At 52.0% G+C, this 12,027-nt stretch carries 10 protein-coding genes; all 10 read left to right on the plus strand.

The genetic code is table 11. The features are described from left to right. The 10 genes from AB1724_16975 to AB1724_17020 all read left to right on the plus strand — a co-directional run bounded on the left by AB1724_16975 (position 1) and on the right by AB1724_17020 (position 11,766). Positions 1 to 618 (plus strand): hypothetical protein, encoded by a 618-nt coding sequence (locus AB1724_16975; protein ID MEW6079502.1) that lies wholly within the window; start codon positions 1 to 3, stop codon positions 616 to 618. A gap of 61 nt (positions 619 to 679) precedes the next feature. Next, positions 680 to 3,076, plus strand: a complete 2,397-nt coding sequence (hsdR, locus tag AB1724_16980) for an EcoAI/FtnUII family type I restriction enzme subunit R (GenBank protein ID MEW6079503.1) — start codon at positions 680 to 682, stop codon at positions 3,074 to 3,076. A gap of 35 nt (positions 3,077 to 3,111) precedes the next feature. After that, positions 3,112 to 4,698 (plus strand): class I SAM-dependent DNA methyltransferase, encoded by a 1,587-nt coding sequence (locus AB1724_16985; protein ID MEW6079504.1) that lies wholly within the window; start codon positions 3,112 to 3,114, stop codon positions 4,696 to 4,698. Continuing rightward, a complete protein-coding gene (locus tag AB1724_16990) occupies positions 4,691 to 5,887 on the plus strand; it encodes a restriction endonuclease subunit S (protein MEW6079505.1) in 1,197 nt (398 codons plus the stop codon). The genes AB1724_16985 and AB1724_16990 overlap by 8 nt, the downstream gene beginning before the upstream one ends. Positions 5,888 to 5,974: 87 nt before the next feature. Continuing rightward, positions 5,975 to 7,681, plus strand: coding sequence for an AAA family ATPase (locus tag AB1724_16995; protein MEW6079506.1), 1,707 nt, complete (start codon positions 5,975 to 5,977; stop codon positions 7,679 to 7,681). 341 nt (positions 7,682 to 8,022) lie between these two features. After that, complete coding sequence (locus AB1724_17000; GenBank protein MEW6079507.1) at positions 8,023 to 8,235, plus strand: addiction module protein; 213 nt, start codon at positions 8,023 to 8,025, stop codon at positions 8,233 to 8,235. An 8-nt stretch (positions 8,236 to 8,243) separates the two neighbouring features. Next, entirely contained in the window at positions 8,244 to 8,534 is a 291-nt protein-coding gene (locus AB1724_17005; protein MEW6079508.1) for a type II toxin-antitoxin system RelE/ParE family toxin, read from the plus strand. A gap of 55 nt (positions 8,535 to 8,589) precedes the next feature. Then, entirely contained in the window at positions 8,590 to 9,066 is a 477-nt protein-coding gene (locus AB1724_17010; protein MEW6079509.1) for a plasmid pRiA4b ORF-3 family protein, read from the plus strand. A 207-nt stretch (positions 9,067 to 9,273) separates the two neighbouring features. Further along, positions 9,274 to 9,900 carry a TetR/AcrR family transcriptional regulator gene (locus AB1724_17015; GenBank protein MEW6079510.1) on the plus strand — a complete coding sequence of 209 codons (627 nt, stop codon included), beginning with the start codon at positions 9,274 to 9,276 and terminating at the stop codon, positions 9,898 to 9,900. Positions 9,901 to 9,960: 60 nt separating this feature from the next. Then, on the plus strand, positions 9,961 to 11,766 hold the full coding sequence (locus AB1724_17020; GenBank protein ID MEW6079511.1) for an acyl-CoA dehydrogenase: 1,806 nt from the start codon (positions 9,961 to 9,963) through the stop codon (positions 11,764 to 11,766). Positions 11,767 to 12,027: the final 261 nt, after the last annotated feature.

Raw genomic sequence — 12,027 nt, forward strand, 5'->3', positions numbered from 1 at the left:
ATGAAATGTCCTAAATGTGATTTTATCAATCCTGACAATTCCGGAGAGTGCCGGAAGTGCGGGGTAATTTCCGATAAAATTTCCCAGACAGGATTAAAGGATTCCGCACCAGTCGAAGTCAACAAAAGCAAATTCCTTCCCCGAAAATCATTAAAAGAAATGTACAAAGAAGATGCCGACAGAGCTCTTGTTGATATGCTTTTCCGCTACATTCTTAGCGCGATATTTTTTATTGTCCCGGTATATCTATTTTTATCTAATTCTTTTTCTATTAAGTGGTATTATTTCCCGTTGCTTTTCTTCTCTTTTGTCGCATTAGCGCTTGGCGAATCCGTGAGGCTGGGTTTAGAAGATTATAATAAAAAACGGGAATTTCAGGCGCAAAGAGAAGCTGAACAATATGTAAAAGTTTCCGCCGATGGGCGGGTTCAGTGCTCAAAATGCGGCTGTTTTTCAGTCGTCACCATACCCGAAAAACATCAATCCGGTGTAACCGGTGGAATCCTCTTGGACCCTTTGATCATTTTAAGCAGCGGCGGGGGCGACAGTAATTTGATCAATGTTTGTCAGCACTGCGGGCATCAGATGCGGTTTCGGGAAAACGTAAAAAACATGTAGAGTCAATTCAATCTCTTAGAAAAAAGCCCTTATAAACAGCCAACTTGATGGGGAGATTCTCATGACCGGGCATCCGGGCGCGCTGACCGAAGCCGATACCTGTCGCAAGTTTGTTCTGCCGCAACTCATCTCGTCCGGATGGGACACGGAGCCCCACTCCTTTACGGAACAGCGCACCTTCACCGACGGCCGCATCATTGTTTCCGGAAATCAAATACGGCGCGGTCCGCAGAAACGGGCCGACTACCTGCTGCGCTTTACCCGCGATTTTCCCATCGCCGTGGTCGAAGCCAAGGCCAACTACAAATCAGCCGGCGACGGCCTTCAACAAGCCAAGGAATACGCCCGCATTCTGGGGCTCAATTTCGCTTACGCCACCAACGGCAGAGAAATCATCGAAGTTGATTTTCTGACCGGCCGGGAGGAACGGTTAAGCGCCTTCCCCAGCCCGGCCGACCTGTGGAACCGGTTGCGCGGCAGCCAGAATCTGGACGAAGACAGGGCCGAACAGTTCCTTTCACCTTCGTACCTGGAAGCCGATCGCCGCCCCCGCTATTATCAGGAAATCGCCATCAACCGCGCCATGCAGGCGATCCTCCAAAATAAAAAACGCATCCTGCTGACCATGGCCACCGGCACCGGCAAAACCCTGGTTGCCTTTCAGATCTGCTGGAAACTCTGGTCCGCCCGCTGGAACCGGAGCGGAGAATACCGGCGGCCCAAAATCCTTTACCTGGCCGACAGAACCGTTCTGGTCGATGACCCCAAGGACAAGACCTTCACCCCCTTTGGCGAGGCCCGCCATAAAATCGAAAACGGCGAAGTCGTCAAAAGCCGGGAAATGTACTTCGCGCTGTATCAGTCCCTGGCCCGGGACGAACGCCGACCCGGCCTGTATCGCGAGTTCGGCCCTGATTTTTTCGATCTGATCATCGTGGACGAATGCCACCGCGGCAGTGCCGATGACGAAAGCAACTGGCGCGAAATCCTGGAATATTTTGAGCCGGCCTACCAGTTGGGCATGACGGCCACGCCCCTGCGGGAGGACAACCGCGATACCTATAAATATTTCGGCAACCCGATTTACACCTATAGCCTGCGGGACGGCATCGCCGACGGATTCCTGGCGCCTTACCGGGTCCACCGCATCGTTACCACGGTCGACGCCGCCGGCTGGCGACCCACCAAAGGCGAGTTGGACCGCTACGGCCGCGAAATTCCCGACGAGGAATACCACACCAAGGATTTTGAACGCCTCGTGGCCCTGCGCGTGCGCACGGAAGCCATTGCCGCGCACCTGACCGGATTTTTGAAAAAATCCGGCGACCGTTTCGGCAAAACACTGGTCTTCTGCGTCGATCAGGAACACGCCGATGAGATGCGCCGCGCGCTGAACAACCTGAACGCGGACCTGGCCGCGGAAAACCCCGACTATGTCTGCCGGGTGACCTCCGATGAAGGCGCCATCGGCAAGGGGCACTTGAGTCGTTTCCAGGAACTGGAGAAGCTGACGCCGGCCATCCTGACCACCTCCAAACTGCTGACCACCGGCGTGGACGCGCCCATGATCAAAAACGTGGCCCTGGTCCGGGTGGTCGGGTCCATGACCGAATTTAAGCAGATCATCGGCCGCGGCACCCGGGTCCGGGACGATTACGGCAAATATTATTTCAACATCCTCGACTACACCGGCGCCGCCACCCGACACTTCGCGGACCCCGACTTTGACGGCGAACCCTCTCTGGTGACCGAAGAAACCATCGACGAACAGGGAAACACCACGGCCGAAACAATCGTGCAGCCCGAAGAAACCCCGGAAGCGCAATACACGGCCACGGACATCATCGGCGATCCCAAAATCTCGGAACCCACCGGTCAATCAGGCCCCAGAAAGTACTACGTGGACAACGGCTCCGTGGAAATCGCGGCCCAGCTTGTTTATGAACTCGATAGCGACGGCAAACAACTGCGGGTGGTCAAATACACGGATTATACCGCCGATAAGGTCAGAACCCTGTATGCCACGGCCGCGGAGCTGCGGCGTCACTGGGCCGATCCCGTGGACAGAAAGGAGATCATCGCCCGGCTGGCGGAAAGGGGCATCGAATTTGACGAACTGATGCGCCAGACCAACCGGCCCGAAGCAGACCCTTTTGACCTGCTCTGCCACGTGGCCTTTAACGCGCCCCTGCGCACCAGAAGGGAACGGGCCGACCGGCTGCGCAAGGACCGCAAGGATTTTTTTGACAAATACGCCCCCGAAGCCCGGGCCGTGCTGGAAGACCTGCTCGACAAATACACCGAATACGGCATTGCCGAGTTCACCCTGCCCGATGTCTTAAAAGGGCCGCCCATTTCCGACCACGGCAATGTCGGAGAAATCATCGGGATCTTCGGCGGGCCGGACATCCTGCGCCAGGCCGTCAACGAACTGCAACAGGAACTGTACGCGGCGTAAAATACGGCCGACGGTAACAGGAGCAAAGGCGACACATGCCGAAAAACAAAAAAACGACCGACAACCAGCCCCTGACCACAACTCAGCAACTGGGGTCGCTCATCAAATCCGCCCGGGACATCATGCGCAAGGACAAGGGCTTAAACGGCGACCTGGACCGCCTGCCCCTGTTCACCTGGATACTGTTTCTCAAATTCTTAGACGACATGGAGCAGCTCCGGGAACAGGAAGCCCTGCTGTCCGGCGAAAAATACCGGCCGGACATCGAAAAGCCCTATCGCTGGCGGGACTGGGCCGCGCCTGAGGACGGCTTTACCGGCGAAGACCTGATCCGGTTTGTCAACCAGGACGAGGCCGTGCGGCCGGACGGGAAAAATGGCCCGGGCCTGCTGGCTTACCTGCGGTCCCTCCAGTCGGTCAACGGACACGGCCGCCGGGATGTCATCGCCAATGTGTTCCGGGGCGTTCAGAACCGCATGATCAGCGGCTACCTGCTGCGCGACGTGGTCAACAAGGTCAACGGCATCCATTTTAACTCCTCCGAGGAAATTCACACCTTAAGCAGCCTGTACGAAACCATGCTGCGGGAAATGCGCGACGCCGCCGGCGACAGCGGCGAGTTTTACACCCCCCGGCCGGTGGTTCGGTTCATGGTGGCGATCAGCGATCCGCGTCTCGGCGAAACGGTCCTGGACCCGGCCTGCGGCACCGGCGGCTTTCTGGTCGAAGCCTATAGTCATCTGGCCGCCCAGTGTCACAGCGTCAAAGACCGTAAAATCCTTCAGGAGCAATCCATTTACGGCCAGGAGGCCAAATCCCTGCCCTACATGCTGTGCCAGATGAACCTGCTGCTGCACGGGCTGGAATACCCCCGCATCATTTATGACAACTCCCTGAACGTCAAAATCCAGGAGATCGGGGACCGGGACCGGGTGGACGTCATCCTGACCAATCCGCCCTTTGGCGGTGAAGAAGAAACCGGCATCAAGTCCAACTTTCCCGGGGATCTGCAAACTTCCGAAACCACGCTCCTGTTTCTCCAGCTCCACATGCGCCTGCTCAAACGCCCGGAAAAGAACAACGGCAAACCCGGCCGGGCGGCCGTAATCGTGCCCAACGGCACTCTGTTCGGCGACGGCGTCTGCGCCCGCATCAAGGAACAGTTGTTGAAAGAATTTAACCTCCATACCATCGTGCGCCTGCCCGGCGGGGTGTTCGCGCCCTACACCGGCATCCCCACCAACCTGCTTTTTTTCGACCGCTCCGGACCGACCAGGGACATCTGGTATTATGAACTCCCCCTGCCCGAAGGCCGGAAGAATTATACCAAGACCAAACCCATGCAGTTTGAAGAATTTTCCGACTGCATCGCCTGGTTCAAACAAAAGCGCCGGGAGGAAAACGACCACGCCTGGCGCATCGCGGCCAAAGATGTCTTAAAGTACGACGACAACGGCAACCTGGTCTCCTGCAACCTGGACCTGAAAAACCCCACCGGCGCCGATGCCCTGGAACACCTGCCCCCGGAACAACTCGCGGCCGACATCCTGGAAAAGGAACGGCGGATTATTGAGATCATGGAAGAGATTGCGGCGGAACTGGGGAGAGGGAAGAATGGCTGATAATCCGTGGGGAAGAGTCCGTTTGGGCGATGTTTTAACGCAGGTATGCAGGGCAACACCGGTCGACCCCACAATTGAGTATTCCCTTTTAGGAGCGCACTGGTACGCCAAAGGCCTTTATGTCAAAGAGGTAAAATCGGGAGCAAAAATTCAGGCATCGAAACTTTACCGCGTAAAATGCGGGGACTTTGTCTACAATCGGTTATTCGCCTGGAAGGGATCCTTTGCGATTGCCACAGAGGATAATGACGGATGTTTTGTTTCAAATGAGTTTCCCTGTTTCAGCGTCAATCCAGATAGAGTTGATGCCCAGTTCCTCTGGCATTATTTCAGCCGCCAGTCATCTTGGAACGAGGCCCTCGGCTTGAGTTATGGCGCCACGCCGACAAGTAGAAACCGTTTAAAAGAAAAACATTTTTTGTCACTTGAAATCCCCCTTCCCCCTCTATCCGAACAGCGCCGCATCGTGGCAAAAATCGAACGCCTGGCTGCCAGGGTTGAAGAGGCGAAAAAATTACGTTCAGAAACAACTACAAAAGTAGCCTCACTGCGGGGTGCTATAGTCGAAAAGATCTGCTTTGATCAGAAATTTAAAATGGTCAGTTTTGGTGATGTGCTCCAATCGGCCTCCAATGGAATCTATAAACCGCCTGAGTTTTGGGGGACTGGAATTCCTTGTGTGAGGATGTACAACATTGACGGCCCGGAAATGAACACCCAAAATATTCAGTTTCTGAATGTTACAGCCGAAGAGATTGAAAAATTCGGTTGTTCCGAAGGGGATTTGATTTTTAATCGCGTCAATAGCGCCGAACTGGTTGGTAAGACGGGACTTGTTTCTTCTGAATTTCCGAAATGTACATATGAAAGCAAGAACATGAGGTTGAAGGTTGACAGGTCAAAAGTTATTCCAGCGTTCGCCGCATTGGTTTTAAATTCAAATCCGGTGAAGCGTTACTATAGAGGCGAATTGAAACAACAGTGCGGAATGGCTACTTTAAATCAACAACATGTTAAAAGCATCCCTTTCCCATTACCTGACAAAAGTCAGCAGGAAAAAATCATGTTAGAATTTCGGAGATTCCAAAGTAAAATCGAGCAAATTCAGCCCCACCAATCCAAAACAGCCACTGAACTCGACGCCATGCTCCCCAGCATCCTTGACCGGGCTTTCAGGGGTGAATTGTGAAGGTCAATGTGGAATATTTTTTTACCATATGGGCCATAATGCTAAACGAACGAAAAGAAAAAATTTTATCCTTAGGAGAGACTAACGATGTTGGATGGATTCGCAATATCTGGATACAGAAGCTTCGGCAACGATCAGGTCAAAATCAATGATCTGCAACGAGTCAATGTGTTTATTGGAAAAAACAATTGCGGAAAGTCAAATGTCCTTCGGTTTATCAACCTCCTTCCCCCTTTCCTTAATCCCAGCAAACAGAATGAGCCAAGGCCGAAGCTTGATAACATGCTTGACTTCTCAATGAATACGACATCCAAAAAAGTTATGTGCGGCATCCAGATCAAAAAAGGAGGGTTTACTGACAGCATCTTTCAAAGCATTGCAAAACCATTCGGCAACTTATGGACCACAGTATTTCCTGATAATGCTAATAGCATGTGGCTTCAGTTCCAACTCACAGGAAACGGACCGGCGGACGAACAAAGCATCGAGGCATTAGCATCCCAGATATTACAGAAATGCAATAGTTACCAGCAACAAGACCTAACGAGGGAATTATGCAAATACACCGGTGGTGATCCAAACCAGAGAGCGCATGATATTGCCGTTGCAATACATACAAAGGTACGTTTATCGATGAGCGCCCACATGATCGACGCTTTTAGAAGGATAACTAATGGGGACGGCAACCCTTTATCAGGCGCAGGTCTCATCAAGGAATTACGAAAACTGCAGTCGCCAGAGCTTAGCCAATATACGTCTGGCAAAGCCCGGTTCTCCAAAATCGTAGGGTTCCTGCGTTCAATACTGGGGGAACCGACAGCTAAGATAGAGATTCCAGCAGAAAAGGATGAGATATACGTAACGCTGAACGAAAAGGTGCTGCCTCTTGACTCCCTGGGGACTGGGATTCATGAGTTGATAATCATTGCTGCGGCAGTGACTCTTACGGATAATACTATCTTCTGCATCGAGGAGCCTGAAATACACATCCACCCCGAACTTCAAAAAAAGTTCATCGAGTTTATTAACAAAAACACAAGCAACCAGTATCTGATTACATCACACTCAAACTCATTCTTTGATCTACCGGGCGTCAACATCTATAGGTGTTGGCTTGAAGAAGGCACTACCAAATGTCTCCTTGCCTCTGAAGACAGGGATAAACACGCATTGTTGAGGGATCTTGGCTACAGGCCAAGCGACTTGTTACAAGCCAATTATGTAATTTGGGTCGAAGGTCCTTCTGACCGCATATATTTGAAACACTGGATTCAAACCAAGGCGCCAGACCTTATCGAAGGGCTACACTACACGATAATGTTCTATGGTGGCCGGCTTCTATCGCATCTATCATACGATCATCCAGAGGTAAGTGATTTTGTCAAACTGGCACGATTAAACAGAAGTGCCTGCATTGTAATTGATAGCGATAAAGAAAAATCACACGGGCGAATAAACAAAACGAAACATCGAGTCAAGGAGGATTTCGAGAGAAACTCATGCATGACGTGGGTTACGAACGGCCGATCAATCGAGAATTACATCCCCGAATCTGTTTTTAATAATGCAGTTGCGACTGTACATCCTAAAACAAAACGGAATATCAAGTGGAGTCGTTTTGGCGATTTCACCCGTCTTCGCACGGACAAGGTAATCGACAAGGTCTCAGTAGCTAGGGCCGTCAGCCAGGCTAAGCCGGATTTTTCGATCCTCGATCTAAATGCCGTCCTTGACCGTTTGATTGGTGAAATAAGAAAGAGCAATAAACTTACCGCAATTAAGGCGCAAAACTGATTCCCGGCTAAACAGATAAACTGGCACTGTAATTCAGTAGCCTCACCCCGGCCCCCGAGCCGAGGTCCGGAAGGAATGAAATAATATCCATTTTATACTGGATCCCCCGGTCAAGCCGTGGGATGACGCCCAAAGGCCGTTTATCAAAGAACCAACCGGATATGAAAAACAATCCTTTCCGATCTTCAGGGCACATGGCCAGGTGCTGAGGGAGTCCATTAAGAAAATATTTTGACAGTACACACAAAAACCGCATAAGTTTCTTTAAGAGAAGGGATTCCGTCAGAATATTATTGTTTAGACAAGAATTTAAAATAACCGGTAGCAGTAAGGAGGAATGCATGAATTCCACGGACAATATCCTTAAAGAAGCGTTGGCGCTTAAACCATCAGAGAAGGCACTCCTCATCGATAAGCTGATATCCACCCTTGATAGACCGGATCAGCAAATTGACGAATTGTGGGCGGAAGAAGTCGAGGGCCGGATTGACGCCTACGAACAGGGAAAGCTCAAGTCATTGTCTTTAGAAGAAATCCTTCAAAAATACAGATAGCGTCAATCATGAAAATCAATTTTCTGGAGATCGCCCGGATTGAGCTGGATGAGGCCATCGAGTATTACAATTACGAGGTCCCCGGCCTTGGCGATGCCTTTCTGACCGAAGTGTTGAAAACCCTGGACAGGATCGGTCAATTTCCCGAAGCGTGGCCTCCCTGTTCAACACGGACCAGGCGCTGCCTGACTCGTCGGTTTCCATACGGGGTTATATACCAAGTACGGCAACAGGAGATTCTGATTGTGGCGGTCGCCAATCTCCACAGAAAACCCGACTATTGGAAGGATCGATTGTAATCCGGCCTCCAGGAGAAGATTGGCAGTCAAGAGCCGTATAAATAAGGATGATATAATGAAAATATACCAGTTCAGGGTTTCTATAATCGGGATACCCAATCTGTATCGGATAATTGAGGCATCCGAGAACTGCACTTTTGATGATCTTCATACTGCGATCTTCCAGGCATTTGACCGGTACGATCATCACCTTTATTCCTTTTTCATCACGCGCAAAGACACGCAAGATCGACGTAGCATATATGATGCGCCGGAAATAACGCATCCCATGGCCATAGAGGATATACTGGGCTCGGGAAAAAGGAAAAAATCTACAGCCAATACCAAAATTGGTGATGTCGGCTTGAACGAAAAGGATGTTTTCCACTATTGGTTTGATTTTGGGGATGATTGGTGGCATCGGATTAAAGTCCAAAACATTAGCGAAACAAAGTCTGGGAAAAAACACATGGCATTGATCAAGGCCGTTGGAGAATCTCCGCCGCAATATCCGAACTATGATGATGAGGACTATGAAGAAGAAGATGAATGAAATCTTTTGGCGGTACATGCAAAAAGTTGCAAAAATTTCTTGTATTATCCCCTGTGACGGGCACATTGGACTGATATAAACTAATTGAATTTATAGAAAAAATTTATTCCAGGCTCGGTTTGCCCTCTCTTTTTTCTTGACACCAAACGGGTTTAGATGTTTTCTTGAATGAATGCTCATTCATTCAAGAGGCTAACTGGGCCGATAATGGCTGAACCCAACAGAAATACGTTTAGTCCGGATAAATACCACCTGATTCTGGAGGCGGCCATCAGCGTCATCGCCCGGGAGGGGTTTTCCAACTCCACGGTTTCCAAGATCGCCCGGGCGGCCGGCGTGGCCGACGGCACTATTTATCTTTATTTTAAAAATAAAAATGATATTCTTCTTCATTTTTTTACCTACAAAACCCGGCTGGTATTTGACGAGTTCCGCAAGGAGGTGGACAAAGGCCGGGATGCCCGGACCAAGCTGTCCAATCTGATCCGGGCGCATCTGCGGGAGTTCCAGAAAGACCGGAACATGGCCGAGGTTTTCCAGGCCGAGGCCCGCCAGATCCGCTACTTTGAAACGCATATCAAGGACATCACCCACATGTATTTCGACCTGGTGGGCGAGATCGTCCTGTTGGGCCAGAAAGAGGGTATTTTCCGGGCCGACATGGAACTGAACCTGGTCAAGCGTTTCATCCTGGGCGCGGTGGACGAGGTGATCAATAACTGGCTGCATACCACCGATACCTATGATCTGGAATCCAAGGCGGACGGGCTGGTGGAGTTGTTTCTCCACGGCATCGGCGGCACTAAAGATAGAACCAAGCGAGGAAACGCATAACAATTCATAAGTTGACGGCAACGTAAAAAAAGATGAAGCCGTCAGGCAAGGAGAATAATTATGGCACAGAATGTAGCGGACAGAAGAGATGTTGATTTTGTTCTTCACGAACAGTTCAAGGCCGAAGGGTTGAGCAAGTACGAGGCGTTCGCCGAGTTCAACCGCAAGACCATCGACCTGATCGTCACCGAGGCGCGCAATTTCGCTCTCAAGGAATTGTGGCCCATTAATAAGGAAGGGGACGAGATCGGCGTCACCTTCGACGCCGGCAAGGTGAGCGTGCCGGAATCGTTCCAGCGGGCCTATGAACTGCTCATGGAAGGCGAGTGGATCGCCATGGCTGACGACGTGGAAGTTGGCGGCCAGGGCATGCCCCACCTGGTGGAGCGGGCCGCCAGCGACTACCTGCTGGGCGCCAATTTCGCCTTCATGCTCTACGCCGGCCTGACCCACGGCGCCGCCCGGCTGGTCGAAACCTTCGGCTCCCAGAAGCAGAAGGATATGTACATGAAGAAGCTTTTTTCCGGCGAGTGGTCCGGCACCATGCTGCTGACCGAGCCGGAAGCCGGATCGGACGTGGGCGCCCTGACCACCTCGGCGGTCAAGAACCCCGACGGTACCTATTCCATCACCGGCTCCAAGATCTTCATTTCCGGCGGCGAGCACGACATGACGGCCAACATCATTCACCCCGTGCTGGCCCGCATCGAGGGCGCGCCTCCCGGCACCCGGGGCATTTCCCTGTTCCTGGTACCCAAGTTCCGCGTCAACCCCGACGGCAGCCTGGGCGAGTTCAACGACGTGGTCTGCACCGGCATTGAAGAGAAAATGGGCATCCACGGCAGCGCCACCTGCTCCCTGACCATGGGCAGCAAGGGCAACTGCATCGGCGAACTGATCGGCGAAGAGAACAAGGGCATGATGGAGATGTTCCTGATGATGAACGACGCCCGTCTCCTGGTCGGTTTTCAGGGATTCGCCTGCGCCACCGCTTCTTATCTGGAAGCCTTAAACTACGCCCGTAAGAGAATCCAGGGCCGTCCCCTGACCGCCGGCAAGGATGCCTCGGTGGGCGGCGTGCCGATTATCCAGCACCCGGACGTGCGCCGCCAGCTCATGAACATGAAGGTGTTCGTGGAAGGCCTGCGCAGCCTGATCTATTACGTCGGTTACTGCATGGATATGGTCAAGGTGGCCGCCTCCGATGAGGAAAAAGCGAAATACGCCGGCCTGATCGAGATCCTGACCCCGGTGGTCAAGGGCTACGGCACGGACCGGGCTTTTGAGGTTTGCAGCCAGGGCGTGCAGGTCTTCGGCGGCTACGGCTACACCAAGGAATACCCTGCCGAACAGTATTTGCGGGACTGCCGCATCACCATGATTTACGAAGGCACCAACGGCATCCAGGCCATGGACCTGCTGGGCCGGAAGATGACCATGCAGAAGGGCAAGCTGGTGGCCGACCTGTTCGGCGAAATCCAGAAGACCATCGCCGAAGCCAGCCACATCCCGACCCTGGAGGTCCCCGCCGACAAGATCGCCGCGGCCCTGAACAAACTGGGCGAGGCCGGCCGGCACCTGGGCAAGACCTCCATGAGCAATGTCAATCAGGCCTTCCTCTTCGCCCATCCGCTTCTGGATGTCTGCGGCGATGTGGTCATGGCCTGGATGCTGCTCTGGCGGGCTTCAGTGGCGGCCAAAGCCCTGGAGAAAAACCCCAAGGACGCCGCTTTCTACGAAGGCCAGATCAAGTCCCTGACCTATTTTGTCAATGTGCTTCTGCCCACGACCCTGGGCAAGATGGACGCCATCCTGACGACCGACACCTCGGCCATTGATATTGCCGATGCCTCGTTCGGCGGGTAAGCAATCCGTCATCCCCTGATATCCTCGAAGCCGTATTGCCCGGTCACGCCGGGCAATACGGCTTTTCTTTTTCGTATCCTGTAGTGTCATGTCAACCATCAATTGTTGTTGAAAACGCTGTAGCGGAGGTCTTTACAGGCTGTCCAACAGCCTGTCGTTTGAGCCCCCGTTTTTATGGTTAAAAATTACAATTTTTTTTCTTTAAAAACCAGTCAAAAATCAAATTATATGCTTGATTTTATTGAAAATACGTTATATTTT

Source organism: Thermodesulfobacteriota bacterium (assembly GCA_040753795.1).
Taxonomy (GTDB): domain Bacteria; phylum Desulfobacterota; class Desulfobacteria; order Desulfobacterales; family Desulfosudaceae; genus JBFMDX01.

Coding starts and splice junctions, on each gene's coding strand:
- AB1724_16975 (MEW6079502.1), top strand. CDS start 1: ATGAAATGTCCTAAATGTGATTTTATCAATCCTGACAATTCCGGAGAG.
- hsdR (MEW6079503.1), top strand. CDS start 680: ATGACCGGGCATCCGGGCGCGCTGACCGAAGCCGATACCTGTCGCAAG.
- AB1724_16985 (MEW6079504.1), top strand. CDS start 3,112: ATGCCGAAAAACAAAAAAACGACCGACAACCAGCCCCTGACCACAACT.
- AB1724_16990 (MEW6079505.1), top strand. CDS start 4,691: ATGGCTGATAATCCGTGGGGAAGAGTCCGTTTGGGCGATGTTTTAACG.
- AB1724_16995 (MEW6079506.1), top strand. CDS start 5,975: ATGTTGGATGGATTCGCAATATCTGGATACAGAAGCTTCGGCAACGAT.
- AB1724_17000 (MEW6079507.1), top strand. CDS start 8,023: ATGAATTCCACGGACAATATCCTTAAAGAAGCGTTGGCGCTTAAACCA.
- AB1724_17005 (MEW6079508.1), top strand. CDS start 8,244: ATGAAAATCAATTTTCTGGAGATCGCCCGGATTGAGCTGGATGAGGCC.
- AB1724_17010 (MEW6079509.1), top strand. CDS start 8,590: ATGAAAATATACCAGTTCAGGGTTTCTATAATCGGGATACCCAATCTG.
- AB1724_17015 (MEW6079510.1), top strand. CDS start 9,274: ATGGCTGAACCCAACAGAAATACGTTTAGTCCGGATAAATACCACCTG.
- AB1724_17020 (MEW6079511.1), top strand. CDS start 9,961: ATGGCACAGAATGTAGCGGACAGAAGAGATGTTGATTTTGTTCTTCAC.